Origin of the sequence: Thalassospira profundimaris WP0211 (genome assembly GCF_000300275.1) — a bacterium.
Classification (GTDB): Bacteria; Pseudomonadota; Alphaproteobacteria; order Rhodospirillales; family Thalassospiraceae; genus Thalassospira; species Thalassospira profundimaris.
The window spans coordinates 448,629-464,773 of the sequence record NZ_AMRN01000003.1 but is presented as its reverse complement, the minus strand read 5'-3'; the positions used below and the strand labels follow the sequence as shown (position 1 = coordinate 464,773).

General features: G+C 55.2%; 12 protein-coding genes. 2 read left to right on the top strand and 10 right to left on the bottom strand.

The features are described 5' to 3' along the window. Positions 1–27: 27 nt before the first annotated feature. From TH2_RS08855 to TH2_RS08830, 6 genes are all read right to left on the bottom strand, one after another. A complete protein-coding gene (locus TH2_RS08855) occupies positions 28–873 on the bottom strand; it encodes an OmpA family protein (protein ID WP_008890076.1) in 846 nt (281 codons plus the stop codon). 432 nt (positions 874–1,305) lie between these two features. Continuing rightward, positions 1,306–2,172, bottom strand: coding sequence for a DUF748 domain-containing protein (locus TH2_RS08850; RefSeq protein WP_476686691.1), 867 nt, complete (start codon positions 2,170–2,172; stop codon positions 1,306–1,308). Between the two features lie 161 nt (positions 2,173–2,333). Further along, a complete protein-coding gene (gene xth, locus TH2_RS08845; RefSeq protein WP_008890074.1) occupies positions 2,334–3,131 on the bottom strand; it encodes an exodeoxyribonuclease III in 798 nt (265 codons plus the stop codon). Positions 3,132–3,191: 60 nt separating this feature from the next. Further along, positions 3,192–3,878, bottom strand: coding sequence for a fumarylacetoacetate hydrolase family protein (locus tag TH2_RS08840; protein WP_008890073.1), 687 nt, complete (start codon positions 3,876–3,878; stop codon positions 3,192–3,194). A gap of 146 nt (positions 3,879–4,024) precedes the next feature. Further along, on the bottom strand, positions 4,025–4,414 hold the full coding sequence (locus TH2_RS08835) for a hypothetical protein (RefSeq protein ID WP_008890072.1): 390 nt from the start codon (positions 4,412–4,414) through the stop codon (positions 4,025–4,027). 150 nt (positions 4,415–4,564) lie between these two features. Continuing rightward, a complete protein-coding gene (locus tag TH2_RS08830; protein ID WP_008890071.1) occupies positions 4,565–5,551 on the bottom strand; it encodes a 2-hydroxyacid dehydrogenase in 987 nt (328 codons plus the stop codon). Positions 5,552–5,751: 200 nt separating this feature from the next. Here TH2_RS08830 and TH2_RS08825 point away from each other — a divergent pair, with 200 nt between their 5' ends. After that, on the top strand, positions 5,752–6,267 hold the full coding sequence (locus tag TH2_RS08825) for an SH3 domain-containing protein (RefSeq protein ID WP_008890070.1): 516 nt from the start codon (positions 5,752–5,754) through the stop codon (positions 6,265–6,267). A gap of 39 nt (positions 6,268–6,306) precedes the next feature. Here the strand turns inward: TH2_RS08825 and TH2_RS08820 are convergent, their stop codons facing one another. Together TH2_RS08820 and TH2_RS08815 are read right to left on the bottom strand one after the other, a co-directional pair. Next, entirely contained in the window at positions 6,307–7,356 is a 1,050-nt protein-coding gene (locus TH2_RS08820) for a flagellin N-terminal helical domain-containing protein (RefSeq protein WP_008890069.1), read from the bottom strand. 178 nt (positions 7,357–7,534) lie between these two features. Further along, positions 7,535–8,926 carry a class I SAM-dependent RNA methyltransferase gene (locus TH2_RS08815; protein ID WP_008890068.1) on the bottom strand — a complete coding sequence of 464 codons (1,392 nt, stop codon included), beginning with the start codon at positions 8,924–8,926 and terminating at the stop codon, positions 7,535–7,537. A 374-nt stretch (positions 8,927–9,300) separates the two neighbouring features. Here TH2_RS08815 and TH2_RS08810 point away from each other — a divergent pair, with 374 nt between their 5' ends. Next, positions 9,301–11,925, top strand: a complete 2,625-nt coding sequence (locus TH2_RS08810) for a bifunctional diguanylate cyclase/phosphodiesterase (protein WP_008890067.1) — start codon at positions 9,301–9,303, stop codon at positions 11,923–11,925. An 81-nt stretch (positions 11,926–12,006) separates the two neighbouring features. Here TH2_RS08810 and mgtE read toward each other — a convergent pair whose 3' ends face one another. Together mgtE and TH2_RS08800 are read right to left on the bottom strand one after the other, a co-directional pair. Beyond that, positions 12,007–13,410, bottom strand: coding sequence for a magnesium transporter (mgtE, locus tag TH2_RS08805; RefSeq protein WP_008890066.1), 1,404 nt, complete (start codon positions 13,408–13,410; stop codon positions 12,007–12,009). A 177-nt stretch (positions 13,411–13,587) separates the two neighbouring features. After that, positions 13,588–15,879: an NADP-dependent malic enzyme gene (locus tag TH2_RS08800; protein ID WP_008890065.1), complete on the bottom strand. Its 2,292-nt coding sequence runs from the start codon at positions 15,877–15,879 to the stop codon at positions 13,588–13,590. Between the last annotated feature and the right edge of the window lie 266 nt (positions 15,880–16,145).

The following is a 16,145-nucleotide window of genomic DNA, read 5'->3' as shown; positions in this document are numbered from 1 at the left end:
TGAAATCCCCTTTTTAGTTCGACGTGCTTACATGCCGTCTTCGAAAGTAACCGTCACAACGCGGTTGCCCTGTTCGGGCACGCCGTCAGCAGTTGAAACCGGCACATTGGCTTCACCGCTGATGCTGATTGCAAGTTTGCTTGCCGGAACACCGGCATCACGCAATGCCTTGACCACCGCATCAACGCGCGATTTGGCAAGGATGTCATTATACATCGCATCACCGGCACGGTCAGCATAGGCAACAAGGCTGATCATTTTCGGATCATACTTGCCATAGGCCTCGACAATACCGTTCACAACAGACATCGCCTTGCTATCAATGGCGGCACTGTCGAACCCGAAATAGACATTCATCGGAACCGGCATCGGCATCGCTGCCATCGGGGCCGGGCCGGTATCAAGTTCGGCCTGTACGATGGCCAGGGCCTGATAGAATGCCGAACGGCAGTTATCAATGTCTTCCTGCTGGATGTTTTCTTCGAGTTCCTGCAACCAGCAATCAAAGCTGCTCTGTGCCCGTGCGGCAGCACTGGCAGCCTTTTCACGACCACCGGCCTCAAGGGCCGCCATCAGGTCAGAACGGGCGACTTCGACCTCGGCCTCGGAACCTTCGGGCAGGTTACGTTCGGCAATTGCCTGCGGACCGGAATCCATGCCCATCGCCGCAGTCTTTGAACGGTTGGTGAAATAACGTGCATCGGCCCAGTCAGCCTCATCATATTCTGCCTGGGCAAGGTCTGCATAATTCTGGTGAAGAGCTGCGTCAAAAGCCGATCCTTCGTCGGCCATATCGCGCACTCCGGGAATGTTCATGTTCGCGCACGCGCTCAGAAAGGCGGCGGATACAACGGCAAGCAGTTTGGCTCTCATCGGTGTTACTCCTTGATCTGACCGACTATCGGGATCCCAATCCCATTCTATTTTTTTCGACCCTGCCGACATTTTTTCCAATGTCTTGTCAGGCCATATGGCGGGCCTTGTGACCCGTCCTGTTCCATGCCGTTCTTGTCATAATCAGATCAAAAGACCTGACCCCGAATTTCGATCCACCTCACGTCCGTGGTCGAAGCCCCAAGACAACACAGATTGTGGATATAACTATCCCTAACCCAAGATATATAGAAGTCAAATTCATGAAAAAAAGCAGTGGGATAGAGAAAATTCACAATCAACAGACATCCGGTCTCGCGGCCTGCCTGTTTGATTTGATCACGCTATCGCCAAAAACACAGCGGCCCGATGGATCAAAAACAAATCCATCGGGCCGAACATCACATCAGATCAAGACGATCACACGATGACCTAGTCCGAGGAACCGCCAAACAGCCCCTTGACCGCGCCACCAAGCGCATCGGCACCTTCTTTCAGCTTGGTGCCACCGCCACTTGCAGCGCCACCAATGGCACCGACGACGCCTTTGCCAAGATCACCGACGCCCTGCAACAGGCCATCGACATTCAAGCTTGAAACCGCCTTGAAGACGGCGGTATTGATCGCCGTCAGGATTTCACCGGCAACCTGGGCCGGGGTCGCGCCGCCTTCTTCCTTGCCCACATCGGTCAGATGAATTTCCGGCAGGCTGGCAGACAGTTTCTTGCCCTGCAGGAAGTCTGCCGAAACGCCAACATCACCGTTGCGGACATAGACATTGTCGATAATGATTTTGGTTCCGCCCGCGGCATCGTCGCCAGATGCGGCACCATCAGCGCCACCCGCCCCGGTCGGACCGGAAACACGTTGAACAAAGGCTTCGACGTTGCGCTGGATGGTTGCGATGTTTGAACTGCCATTGCCCAGCTCGTAAATGACACTTGGCTGATCAACCACCACTTCGATGATACGGATCGTGTCGCTGGTCAGGGTCGAACCATCAAGACGGACCGAGATATTGCCAAGCGAGAACGCATAATCGGAGTTGAATCCGTCCGGATTGCCGACCACAAGCCCATTGATCGCCGCTGTATTTTGCGTCGGCTCGATCGACACACCTTCAACCGCGACATCGGCCAGCGTCACACGCGTGCCAGCCTCTTCGATGGTGGATTTCACGATGTTATCAAGATTGACGTAAACATAGACGAGGGCCCCGACGACCAAAACGATGATCACGGCCAGACCAATCAGTATCTTTTTCATTGCCCGTTTCCTGCGTAGTGCCTCACCGAAAATACGCGAAATTCAACCCTTAGGGTGCAAATGGGGACGCATCCGGTTTCGTTCAACCAGAAGAGTTGCGCTGATCGGCCAGACAATCAAGTTATTTCACATGACAAAACAGCGGATTAGGCTTCCCTGATCCGCTGTTTTGAAATCTCGGCTAATCTGCGTATTCAGAGATTGAATTCCACCACAACGGGTGCGTGGTCTGATGGTTTTTCCCAATCCCGGGCAATGTCATAAACCGATGCTGTGCGCACCGTTCCAGCCATGTTTGGCGTCATCCAGACATGGTCCAGTCGACGGCCCTTGTTGCTCGCCCGCCAATCGCGTGCGCGATAGCTCCACCAGCTAAACAGTTTTTCGGGTTCGGGAACCACTTCGCGAACAGCATCGATGAAATCGCCCGATTGGCGGAATTTCTCAAGGATTTCAACCTCTATCGGCGTGTGACTGACCACGCGCAGAAGCTGCTTGTGCGACCAGACATCATTTTCCGATGGCGCAATGTTGAAATCACCAACCAGAACAGCCTTGCGGTTGGGATCGGTTGCCCGACGCTCCCCCCACCAGTTGGTCATTTCATCAATGAAGGACAGCTTGTGGGCAAACTTTTCATTGATTGCCGGATCGGGCTCATCCCCACCAGCCGGGATATAGAAGTTATCAAGTTCGACGCCATTTTCGAACTTTGCCATGCAGTGACGGCGATCTTCCTTGCCACAGAAATGCTTGATGTCGGTTTCGACAAACGGCAGGCGCGATATGATCGCAACCCCGTTATAGCTTTTCATGCCGTGATTATGGCGATGAACATAACCAGCCGCCTCAAAGGCATCATGCGGGAAATGCTCATCGGGGCATTTCAGTTCCTGCAAGCACAGCACATCAGGCTGCTGATCATTCAGAAACTTGATGACCTGTTCAATACGCAGTCGGACGGAATTGATATTCCAGCTTACGATTTTCAAAACGGGCTCCGTTTTTGCTCGATTGAGGATGGGCCCCTGCCCCACGATCCCCTGAAGGGTCTATTTCAAGGTCACAGACAGTTCCGCGACATCTACAATCACCAGATCCATGCGATCACCACGGACAACCTGGCCAACGCCTTCGGGCGTTCCGGTAAACAAAAGATCGCCCGGTTTCAGTTCGATCAGGGTCGAAAGGTGCACCAACGCATCCACCACCGGCCAGATCATTTTCGCCGTGGTGTCGTTCTGGCGCACATCGCCATTGACCGACAATTTAAGGTTGGTTGCATGCGGATTGCCGGCATCGGCCTTGGGCTTGATGGCGGAAATGGCCGCACAGCCATCAAATGATTTTGCCATATCCCATGGCAGGCGACGGTCCTTGAGACCGGCCTGAACATCGCGACGCGTCATATCAAGACCGGCGGCATAGCCAAAAATTGCATCCTCAACGGCGGCACGATCCAGATCCTTGCCCCCCTTGGAAAGCGCAGCCACCAGTTCACCCTCGTAATGCAGGTCTTCCGTGCCCGACGGGTATGGCAAATCACCATTTCCGACCACAAGGCAGTCCGTCGGCTTCATAAAGACACAAGGCGGCGTGTCCGAAGGATCGGAACCCATTTCGCGGACATGTTCGGCGTAGTTTTTGCCGATGCAGAAAATGCGATTTACCGGGAAAACGTCGTCGGTGCCCTGAACCGGAATGGTCGTCGGTGCAGGTGCGTCAAAGATCAAACTCATGATGACCCCGTGTTGTTTATGCGTGATATGCAACAGTCATAAACAAGCACGGATCAGAAAGAAACGCCCAATGCACATTGGCACGTATCTGCTGTCAGGAATTGTCAGCAGGTTGGATCACCGCGCAGCAACAATACGCAGACAGATCACTTGCACTTCTCGCGCAGGATCATATCGCGAACTCTGGTCTTGGCGATCTGCAAGGCAGAAAACTGTTCCGGATCCTGAACAGACGGCACAGCAAGGATCAAAAGTTTGGCGGTTTGGCCGGCATTGACATGAAGATGGTAACGCTGCCCCTGAAGGACCGAAATGCAGCCGTAGTGGCTTTCATATACATTCCCGTCGCCATCACTGACCATGACGGTTCCGGAACGCACAAAGACAATCTCTTCGGCGTGACGGCTTTGGATGCCTGATACCACACATGGCCCGTGCAAGACGACTTCGCGTGTTGCAAGCCCGGCCGCGACGTCGTCATTTGCCGGGGTCGCGACACCCAGATCAGCAACAAGCGTTTTTGGCCGTCTTACCATTTGCATACATCCCGAAATTGAAACCGGTTTGGTTTAATGCCGGGGAAAATGCCTGTAACGGCCACGTCACACCATCCACATATGGGGAGTGTATGAAAAAAGGGGTGATGTACGCGCCATCACCCCTTTGAAATCATTATGGAAAGCAGCCTACAGCAATCCTTCGATCACGCGATCTGGTGGTGTGTGACCGTCAACAAACGTCTTGATATTGATCAGGACCTTTTCGCCCATGTCAACGCGGCCTTCGATGGTGGCCGATCCCATATGCGGCAACAGAACCGCATTTTGCAGTTCCAGAAGCTTCGGGTTCACCGCCGGTTCGTGTTCAAACACGTCCAGTCCGGCACCGGCGATTTCACCATCGGCCAGCATCCGGGTCAGGGCCGGTTCGTCAACGATTTCGCCGCGTGCGGTGTTGACCAGAATGGCATGCGGTTGCATCAGTTTAAGACGACGCGCCGACAGCAAATGATAGGTCGCAGGCGTATGCGGGCAGTTGACCGAAATGACGTCAACATGGGCCAGCATCTGATCAAGGCTTTCCCAATAGGTCGCATCCAGTTCTTCTTCAATATCGGGATGCACACGGCGACGGTTATGGTAATGCACCGAAAGGCCAAAACCCTTTGCCCGGCGTGCCAGCGCGCGGCCGATACGGCCCATGCCGACAATGCCAAGGCGCTTGCCCCAGATGCGATGACCGAGCATAAGCGTCGGGCCCCAGCCCGCCCATTCGCCCTTGCGAATGAGGCGCTCGCCCTCTGCCAGGCGGCGCGATACCGACAAGATCAGCGCCATGGTCATATCCGCGGTATCCTCGGTCAGGACATCGGGCGTGTTGGTGACCGTAATGCCACGCGAACGGGCAGTTTGCAGATCGACATGATCGACACCGGTGCCGAAATTGGCAATCAGGCGCAGATTGGGACCCGCATGGGCCAGAACTGCCGCATCGATCTTGTCGGTGACGGTTGGCACCAGCACATCGGCTTCCTTGACCGCATCAATCAGTTCCTGCTTGCTCATCGGCGCATCATCGATATTCAGACGCGCGTCAAACAGTTCCATCATGCGGGTTTCAATCGCTTCCGGCAGTTTCCGGGTCACGACGACAAGCGGTTTTTTCTTGGTCATGTGCCGATCCTATGCGGTCTTTTAACTCTTTTTCAGACAAAATAAGGCATGGTGCATTTTTGTGCCCTGCCGCAGTGCAGTGATGCCATGCCGTAAGGTACAAAAGCAAGAATTTTGACGCACTTTTTGTAATTTTATTTCGCAACAGCGAATTATTACAAAACCAGCGCAAATGGAATAAATGAAGGAATACCAACAAGATGCCGCAGGTTTTGCGCAAATTTCTGTATCGCTTCATGGCCTTGGCGATTCTTGGCAGTCTGACCGCTCCGATCGTGGCCAGCGCACAGGAATCGGGCCTGCCGATCCCGCGATTTGTCGCGCTGCGCTCTGACAAGGTATTTTTGCGCTCTGGCCCCGGCCTGCGATATCCGAAAGTCTGGATTTATCACCGTCGCAATATGCCGATGGAAGTGGTGTCAGAATTCGATACCTGGCGAAAGGTGCGTGACTGGGAAGGCAGCGAAGGCTGGGTTCATCAAAGCCTTCTGATCGGGTCGCGCCACGTCATCGTGACCGATGAAAACATCACGCTCTATTCCGCCGCCGACAAGAATGCCCGCAAGATTGCGCTGGTCTCGGCAAGTGTGATTGGCCGCATCGAAGACTGCCCGGCGACGGTCGATTGGTGTCAGTTGCGGTTTGGTGATTTCGAAGGCTGGGCGCCCCGCCACGGGTTCTGGGGTATCTATGAAGGCGAGAATGTCGAAGGATAAAACGCCTTCTGTTGATCACCTCGGAAACCAAGATCAGGCTCACGCTTCGACAGAAATCCGATTGGCCGGACGATCCGCACTACCACTGCCGCCCGATGTTCCATTGCCACCGCTGTCATATCCGCCAAATCCGGTGCTTGCCAAAGGCCGGGTTGTTGCGCTGTCTGGAACCGCTTGGCCAAGGAAGTCTTGTGATTGGCTCGGATCGTCGTCTTCGGCGGTCGGGTCGAAGAACGGATATTCTTCCTGTTCGGGCACAGGATCAGGGCGCGGTTCTGGCAAGGCGATACCACCCACCGCGACGGTCTGGTTGGCAAGCTGTGCGGAAATATCGCCAAGATAGGCCTGCAGGTTTTGCGCAATGTTTGCCTGCGCATCCTCGCGACCAGATGGTGCCGATGCCGCCAGTTGCGCCTGGACAATGTTTTCACCCGCAACCTGCGAAACACGGTTCTGGTCCTGCGCTGTTCGCAGGCTCCCCTGATCGGCAGAAACGGAAATCTCGCGCTCACGAAGCGCTTGCTGCGCCTCGTCCACCAACGCACGCGCATTGGAAACGCCCGTGCTGTCGGAAACATTTATCGCCGAAAGGCCGGTCGCCAGATCTTCGGAACTCGAAGCCGACAACGTCACATCAATACGATTGTCTGATGATGTACCGCTGCCAACCTGCAGCGTAATTGTCTGATCCGATGCCAGAAGATCTCGACCCTCAAAATTGCTATTGGCCGCGATATCGTCGATCCGGGTCAGATAATCTTCGATCTGTGCGTTTAACTGGGCGCGTTGCTGTGTGGACAGGTCGCTGTTTTCTTCCGCGACCGTGACAAGCGCGTCAATTTCGTCAAGCGCATCGCCAATCCGAGAAAGATCGCTTGATGCCTGACCAAGAAGTTCACCCGCACTGCCCAAAGACCGGTTTAGTTGCGCATTGGTAGAACCTGCGCTGCGAAGCGGGTCAGTATTGCGGTTTGTGTTTTGATTGTTAGCGGAGAACTGGCTGCCTTCAGACGCAATCAACCGGTTCTGCGGGGCTATTGCACGCGCAGTACTGGTATAAATCGGCAACTGACTGGCCAGTGGTTCCATTGTTTTTCCGCTCAAACAAGCCGGCAAAACAACTACGTGCTGCACGGGCAAAGGGACTGATCAATTTCAATCCCTTGCCAACCTGACCATCCTGGTGTCCGGCGGAAATACCAACTGATAGTATAGTATATCAGTGAATAAAAATTAAGCCCCAAAGCGCACCGCTCTGCAAACGGCGTCAACCGGCAGAAACGCGGCGCAAAATGGCGAATAATTCAAGATGTGACGACCACAGGAACTGATCGACCGGCACGACTTTGGTGATTTCATAGCCGCCATTCCGAAGAACCCGCATGTCACGGCTAAACGTCGCCGGATTGCATGATACGGCAATGATCCATTCCGGCCCGTCGACGGCAAGCGTCTCTGACTGGGCAAGGGCCCCGGCACGCGGCGGATCAAACACCACAAGGTCAAAGCTGCTCAGTTCATCACCAACAAGCGGCTGGCGAAACAGATCGCGCTTTACGACTTTGACCGGGCTACCCGATTGTCCAACCGCATATTGCAGTAACTCCACGGCCCGCGGATCGCTTTCCACAGCCGTGACCGAACGCCGTTTGCCCGAAAGGGCCAGTGAAAATGTAAAACTGCCCACACCGCAAAAAAGATCGGCAACGTTTTTCGGCGCGATATCGGCCAATGCCGACTTGATGGCCGCAACCAGTGCCTGTTCCCCGTCCTGTGTGGCCTGCAAGAAACCGCCCGGCGCAATCGCCACTTCGACACCTTCAAAACGGACAACCGGCAAATGACGCGCAGCAACCGGTTCATCAGGACGATCCCCGGTTTTCCAGCTCAGCCGGGCGATATTTTGCGCTTCCGCGAATTCCGCCAGATCCTGTCGCATATCAAGGTCGGGATCGTTGCTTGCCTGAATAAGCACATCCAGACCACTATCGGTCAGGGTGACAAAAACTTCCTTGATGTCGCGTGCATGTTCCGGCGGGCAGGCTTCAAGGAACATGACAAATGCTTCACGAAACGCCATCAGTTCCGGACGCAAAACCGCACAGTCGGGCACATTCAGAACCGTATGACTGAACCGGCCATGGAAACCGACAAAAACGCCCGTTGCCCCGACATGCACCGAAAAGCCGGCACGACGGCGACTTGCCGGCGGTGAAATCTCCACATCCCCGACAAGCGTTTCGGCATCTTGCGGATCAATGCCAGCCCGCTGAACGGCGACCAAGGCCTTGTCACGTTTCCAGGTGCGATAGTCGTCATCGTTCATGTGCTGCAGGGCGCAGCCCCCGCATTCCTTGAAATGCGCACAGCGTGGCGTGTTATAGCCGCTTGATCGTGCGATTTCGGCAACCACCTCGGCCCCATACCCGTCGCCGCGTTTCTGGCGAAGGGCAACGCGCACCTGATCACCCGGCAACACGCAATCCACATAGATCAAAACCGACTTTCCATCGGGTGTCGCGACATGGGCAATGCCATCGCCGCGCGCACCGATCTGTTCGATGGTGACGTCTGCTTCAAACCCGATCAGCGGATCACGCCGGGATGGCTGACGTTTGCGTCCTCCCCGTGCACGGGGATTGCGGTTATGGTGTTTCATGGACTCTCTCTGGGGGTGATCTTTGTCACACAATGACCGGCCTTTACTGCGGGTGCCGGATTTCCGCCTCAGATACAACACTTCACGTTTTCAGAACAGGGGCTAACACGGATTTATTATCGCCAAACCTGTATCAAAACCCTGTCCCGGAACAGTTTTTGGCAATTACCGTCGAAAATTAATCCGTAAATGCAGGCGACCAACCCCTTAAAGTCGTGTAAGAATAACACCATAAACAAATAGTACCGGTTATCGGCCAGCAAAATACACTGGCATCTTTATCCATCGGTGCATGGATGTTTACTGGTGATAACCGTATGCACACACATCCTGATCGGGGAGGATCAGCAAGGGTCGTTGTGTTTGGGGGAGAGATGGAAGAAGAAACAAAGCACGCTGAGGAAAACGCAACCAAACAAACGTCACGCCTGAAAAAACGGGCGTTGGCGGCTGGTTTTCTGACGGCTGTTTTCTTCGCATCTGTCACCTATCTGATTTGGCAAATGGTTGAAAGCGATCGCCGCGTAATCCTTCAATCTGCGGGCCAGATTACGGCAAATTCCGTTTCCCAGCAGATCAAAGCCATTGTGAACAATAACCTCGCGGTGCTCGAAAGCTTTGCCGACAATTGGCAAGGCGGCCCGCCCGAGGACGAAAGAGACTATCTTTCGATTGCGACCCCGCTTCAAAGCCGCTTCCCGGCACTCCAGGCGATCAACTGGATAACGCCGAACTACATCATTTTGTATGTCGCCCCGATCAAGGGCAACGTTCCGGCCATGGGGGCGGATCTCAAACGCCATCCGCTTGCTGGTCCGGTTCTTGATATCGCGCTTGATCAACGCCGCACCCAGATCACACCAACGCTTGAGCTCATGCAGGGCGGGCGCGGCTTTGCGGCCTATACCCCGGTTCTGGGCCGCGATGGCGAGATTATCGGGATCATCAACGGGGCGTTTCGCATTCGCTCCATGCTGGCGGCGGTGATCAATACCGAACAGGTCGAAGATTACACCGTCCGTGTCCGCGAAGGTGACACCGTTCTGTTTGAAATCCGCGGCGAAGGTGACGATGAAACCCTTCAGCGCACAGTCGCCTTTGATGTGGTTGGCCGCCAATGGCAGGTCGATGTCATTGCCGATCCGCAACTGGCGCACAGCACGATCAATCCCGAACTGATCCTGATATTCGGTGCACTGACGACCATTTTGTTCACGACGATTGTCTTCCTGCTGAGCAACCGGCAGAAAATGGCAATGCGCCGCACGGTTCATCACATCCATGCTGGCGATGACATCAGTGACCTGTCGCTTTCGATCACCAAGCTTGACGGTCATCTGAAATCAATGTCGCCGGAAACCGCCGAATTCTTTGATTTGCGCGAAGAGGATTACGGCTTTATCCGGTTTTATAATCTGGCACCGGAATTCCAGTCGGATGGCACCGCATCCCGGCGTTCGCAGGAAAAGATGCTGCTGGCGATCAACCGTGGCGATGACGAACTCAGGCGTGAATGGATCGTCCGCAGTGCCGAGGGTGTGCATGTCGTCTGCGATCTGACAATGCGGCCCTCCACGACCCATCCGGACTGTGTTGACATCACCTTGCATCACAATCCGGCTGCCAATGCATCGGTCAACCGATTGCGGTATCTGGCGACGCATGATCCGCTGACCGGCCTTCCCAACCATGCCCTGTTTGAGGATCGCCTCAATCAGGCGGTTGCCCATGCCAAACGCTATGAAAAGCTTCTGTCGGTTCTTGTCGTCGATATCGACAATTTCCGGGCGATCAATGACCGGTTCGGGGCGGATGTCGGCGATGAAACGCTGCGCACCATTTCCGGGCGCCTGCGTGCGACCGTGCGCGAAAAGGATACCTGTGCCAGGTTCTCGGGCGATATGTTTGCCATCATCGCAACCGACCTGTCGGAGGCTGAGGGCGCAGCCCTTGTCGCCGAACGCGTGGTCGAAGCCATGTCGCAACCGATCCTGACCACCACGGGCGATGAAATTCGCCTGCATGTCAGTGTCGGTGTCGCACTTTATCCCAACGATGCACGCGCACCATCGCAATTGATGGCCAATGCCGACGCGGCAATGTATCGCGCCCAGAAATCCGCAGAATCATCTTATTGCTTCTTCGTCGAGACGATGAACAACGTGATGCATGCGCGCCTGTCGATGGAAACGCAGTTGCGCCGTTCGGTCGATGAAAAACGTTTTGTTCTGGAATATCAGCCGCGCTATCGCACATCGGACCGCACGCTTACCGGGTTCGAGGCGCTGCTGCGCTGGATTGATGACAGTGGCAAGCGCCGCCTGCCGCCCGATTTCATCGCGGTTGCGGATCGGACAGGCCTGCTTTCGCCCCTTGGTCACTGGATCATCGAAACCGTCTGCAAACAGGTCGCCGACTGGCGCCGTCAGGGCTATGTCCCGGTGCCGATTGCGCTTAACGTTTCAAGCCGCCAGTTCATTCAGGCCGATCTGATCAAGAACATCACCGATCTGACCGCCGAACATGAAGTTGATCCGGCAATGATCGAGATCGAGGTCTCCGAAGAAATCGTCATGCGCGATCCCGAACGCGCCCTTGGTCAATTCTATCGTTTCTCGGAGGCGGGCATTGGCCTGACGCTTGATCATTTTGCGGCGGGCAACACGTCGCTGCGGTATCTGAAACGCTTCCCGGTCCAGCGCATCAAACTGTCCAAGTCGCTGTTTAATGTCGCACTTGATGAACAACCCGAAAACAGCGTCCTGCAACCAGCGATCCGGTTGTGCAAAAGCCTGAACCGTAAGGTGGTTGCCGTTGGCGTTGAAACCGAAGAACAGATGGCATCCCTTCAGGCGGCCGAATGCGATGAAATTCAAGGCTTCCTTCTGTCGCCACCGCGTGATGCGGCCGATACGATGGAACTGCTGATACAGCAGAAACCGACAAAATCGGCAGCCAAAGGCAAGTCACGGCCTGCCAGCGACACGAAATCGGGATAGCCTGAGCCTGTCATTCCGATCAAACAAAACCCCCGCAATCAGATCGATTGCGGGGGTTTGTTTTTTTTGGTGTTCGGATGACTAAAGCAGGAAGACTGCCGCCAATCCCAGAAAGGCGAAAAAGCCGACAACATCGGTAATCGTCGTCAGGAAAACCGCCGACGAGACGGCCGGGTCAATGCCCGCACGTTCCAGACCAAGCGGGATCAGCGCCCCGAACAGACCGGCAAACAGCAGGTTGATGATCATGGCAACGCCGATCACACCACCAAGCAGCATGTCATCAAACCAGAACCACGTCACAGCCCCGGCAAGAACGGCAAAGGCCAGACCGTTCAGGCCACACACCGCGACTTCCTTGCGGATCACGCGCAATGCGTTGGTACTGGTCAGCTCACGCGTGGCAATCGCACGCACGGCCACAGTCAATGTCTGCGTGCCCGCATTACCGCCCATAGAAGCGACGATTGGCATCAGCACAGCCAGCGCAACAAGCTTTTCAATCGTGCCTTCAAACAAACCGATCACAACCGATGCCATGATCGCAGTGCCAAGATTAACCAAAAGCCATGTAAAACGTGATCGGGTGGTGGCAAAGATCGCACTTGAAAGGTCGTCTTCCTCGCCAACACCGGCAAGGCGCATCATGTCTTCTTCGTATTCCTCGTCGATAACGTCAACGACGTCATCAACCGTGATCACACCGACCAGCCGTCCGCTGTCATCCACAACCGGGGCGGAAATCAGGTCGCGCTGACGGAACAGGTGGGCGACGTTTTCCTGTTCCTCGGTCACGACGACCGTGCGCATTTCATCTGATTCCATCACATCGCGGATCAGCACCGGGCGGTTTGTCCGGATCACACGCGACAGCGGCACAATCCCGACCGGGCTATAGCGCGGATCAACGACAATGATGTCATAAAAATCTTCCGGCAGACTTTTGGCGGAACGCAGGAAATCAATGGTTTGCCCGACAGACCAGTAATCCGGGATCGCCACCAGCTCGCGCTGCATGATACGACCGGCGGTATATTCCGGATAAGACAGCGCCTCTTCAACGCGCGCACGCTCGATATCCGACAGCGCGCCAAGAAGTTCGCGCTGCTCATCCTCGTCAAAGTCCTCGATGACTTCGACGACGTCATCGGAATCAAGTTCGGTGATGGCCTCGGCCACCACATCGGTGCCAAGCAGACCAATGACTTCTTCACGAAGTTCATCATCAAGTTCGGTCAGGAATTCCGGATCAAAATCCGGCCGGATCAGATCGACAAGCAACTCACGCTGGTTGGAGCTTGCCCAACCCAGCAAATCGGCAATATCGGCAAAGTGCAACTCGCCCAGAAGATCAGCAGCCTTGCTGCCTTCTTCTTCGCCCAGCGCATCAAAGATTTCGCGGGCATATTCGGGAGTCAGATCGACATATTCATCGCCAGACGACTTTTCCGCCGGCCGGTCGAGTTCTTCAACTTGACCTGTCATCTGCCCCTCCCTGTTTAATGAGCCGCCAATTTTTCCTGCAAAAGATTAAACGCCGTGTCGGGCATTGTGTTCCAACGCCCGGCACGGCTGTTTCTGCGCTATCACATAGCCCCGGTCAAGAGCGCGATAGCAATTCACCCCAGCCCCGCTTGGGATCAAGACGGGGCTGGGAGTATGTTACTGGCTTTCCTGCGTACGTGTGACGGCATCAACAACGGCAATCGCCGTCATGTTGACAATACCGCGTACGGTGATCGACGGGCTGACGACGTGGGCTGATTTGGCCGCACCGACCAGGATCGGCCCAACCGGAAGCCCGTCGCCCAACATCTTGACCATGTTGTACGAGATATTGGCCGCATCGAGTGTTGGCATGACCAGAAGGTTGGCCGAACCGCTCAGCATCGAGTGCGGGAAGATCCGGTCACGGATCGGCTGCGAAATGGCTGCATCCGCATGCATCTCGCCTTCGACCTCAAGATCAGGTGCCTGCGTTCTGATCAGCTGAAGCGCATCACGCATCTTGCAGGCAGACTTGTTTTCGTGGCTGCCGAAGTTGGAATGCGAAATCAACGCGGCCTTTGGCGTCATGCCGAACCGCTTGACCACATCGGCGGCCATGATGGTGGTTTCTGCCACATGTTCCGGGGTCGGATCGACCGACACATAGGTATCGGTCAGGAAGAACGTCCCCTGCTTCATGATCATCATGTTGACCGTGGAGAAATCGGTCACACCTTTGCGCAGGCCGACAAGATTGCGGACATAGCGCAGATGGCGCAGGAAACCGCCCTGACAGCCGCACAGCATCGCATCGACTTCCCCGCGACGCAGCATCAGGGCCGCGATCACGGTCGGACGGGTACGCACAATCGCCCGGGCATATTCCGGGTTGATGCCGCGACGTCCCATGATGTTGTGGAAGTCCTGCCAATCCTGTTCGAAATGCGGATTGTCATCAGGATCGTGAATTTCAATCTGCTCATCGGGGACAAGACGCAGGCCAAGCTCGGTAATCCGTTCAAGGATAACCTCGCGGCGACCAATCAGCACCGGATGACAAATGCCGTCATCGACAAGCACCTGACAGGCCTGCAGAACACGGCGCGATTCGCCTTCGGGATAAACCACGCGTTTCTTGTGCGAGCGCGCCACGTCAAACACCGGCTTCATGACAAGGCCGGACCGGAAGACGAAACCTTCAAGCTGCTGACGATACTCGTCGAAATCCTCGATTGGGCGTTTGGCAACACCGCTTGCCATGGCGGCCTTGGCCACACGGGGCGGAATTTCCAGCATCAGGCGCGGATCAAACGGCTTCGGGATAAGATATTCCGGACCGAATTTAAGTTCCTCCCCGCCATAGGCAGTTGCCACCACGTCTGAAACCTCGGCAGTTGCCAGATCGGCGATGGCATGGACCGCGGCGATCTTCATTTCCTCGTTGATCTCGGTCGCGCCAACATCAAGCGCGCCACGGAACAGGAAAGGGAAGCAAAGAACGTTGTTCACCTGGTTCGGATAATCCGTACGACCGGTGGCCATTACGGCATCCGGGCGGATTTCCTTGACCAGTTCCGGGGAAACTTCCGGCGTCGGGTTGGCCAGCGCCATGATGATCGGGCCTTCGCCCATTTTGCGAAGCTCATCCTCGCCCATCACGTTCGGCGCCGAAAGACCCAGGAAGATATCAGCCCCTTCGATCACGTCGCTCAACGTACGCGCGTTGGTTTCAATCGCGTATTCGGCCTTCCACGGATCCATTTCCTCGGCCCGGCCCTTATAGACCACACCGAACCGGTCAGTGACCGTGATGTTGTGCTTGGGCAAACCCATGGAAACCAGAAGGTTCAGACACGCCAAGGCGGCTGCACCGGCCCCGGATGTCACAAGGCGGACCTTGTTGATGTCCTTGCCGGTCACACGCAGGCCATTGAGGACCGCGGCGGCAACACAGATCGCCGTACCGTGCTGGTCATCGTGGAAAATCGGAATGTTGCAGCGTTTGCGCAATGCCTCTTCGATGATGAAGCATTCCGGTGCCTTAATGTCTTCGAGGTTAACACCCCCGAAAGTCGGCTCCAGCGCTGCGACGATATCGATAAATTTCTGCGGGTCGGTTTCGTTCACTTCCAAATCGAAAACATCGATATTGGCGAACTTCTTGAACAGAACCGCCTTGCCTTCCATCACCGGCTTGGAGGCCAGCGGGCCAATCGGACCAAGGCCAAGCACCGCCGTACCGTTCGAAATCACCCCGACCAGGTTACCGCGCGCAGTGTAATCAGCTGCGGTATCGGGGTTTTTGACGATTTCCTCGCACGCGAACGCGACGCCCGGCGAATAGGCCAGGGCAAGGTCACGCTGGTTTGCAAGGGTGGTGGTTGCCGTTACGGACAATTTCCCCGGGGTGGGATACCGGTGATAGTCCAAAGCTGCTTCGCGCAGCTTGTCATTTCTATTTGCCATTATAATACCTTTGATTTCAGGTATTTACATAAATTAACCGTTAATCGGTTAAATCCTGATAATTCACTCTAGCGGGACCGGTAGACTAAATGAGTTTGGCCCGCGATTGAAGCACTCAGTTCATTCTTCGCCAAGGGGCTGCATTGCGTAATTTTCAACGCGGCACCGCACAATAAATCAATTGTTTATGCCGCAACCGCGTGATGACGCACACCAACCGATCCATTGCCGTATTCAAACCATTGTAGGGGATATATGGGGAAGGT

Coding starts and splice junctions, on each gene's coding strand:
- TH2_RS08855 (WP_008890076.1), bottom strand. CDS start 873: ATGAGAGCCAAACTGCTTGCCGTTGTATCCGCCGCCTTTCTGAGCGCG.
- TH2_RS08840 (WP_008890073.1), bottom strand. CDS start 3,878: ATGAGTTTGATCTTTGACGCACCTGCACCGACGACCATTCCGGTTCAG.
- TH2_RS08835 (WP_008890072.1), bottom strand. CDS start 4,414: ATGGTAAGACGGCCAAAAACGCTTGTTGCTGATCTGGGTGTCGCGACC.
- TH2_RS08830 (WP_008890071.1), bottom strand. CDS start 5,551: ATGACCAAGAAAAAACCGCTTGTCGTCGTGACCCGGAAACTGCCGGAA.
- TH2_RS08825 (WP_008890070.1), top strand. CDS start 5,752: ATGCCGCAGGTTTTGCGCAAATTTCTGTATCGCTTCATGGCCTTGGCG.
- TH2_RS08820 (WP_008890069.1), bottom strand. CDS start 7,356: ATGGAACCACTGGCCAGTCAGTTGCCGATTTATACCAGTACTGCGCGT.
- TH2_RS08815 (WP_008890068.1), bottom strand. CDS start 8,926: ATGAAACACCATAACCGCAATCCCCGTGCACGGGGAGGACGCAAACGT.
- TH2_RS08810 (WP_008890067.1), top strand. CDS start 9,301: ATGGAAGAAGAAACAAAGCACGCTGAGGAAAACGCAACCAAACAAACG.
- mgtE (WP_008890066.1), bottom strand. CDS start 13,410: ATGACAGGTCAAGTTGAAGAACTCGACCGGCCGGCGGAAAAGTCGTCT.
- TH2_RS08800 (WP_008890065.1), bottom strand. CDS start 15,879: ATGGCAAATAGAAATGACAAGCTGCGCGAAGCAGCTTTGGACTATCAC.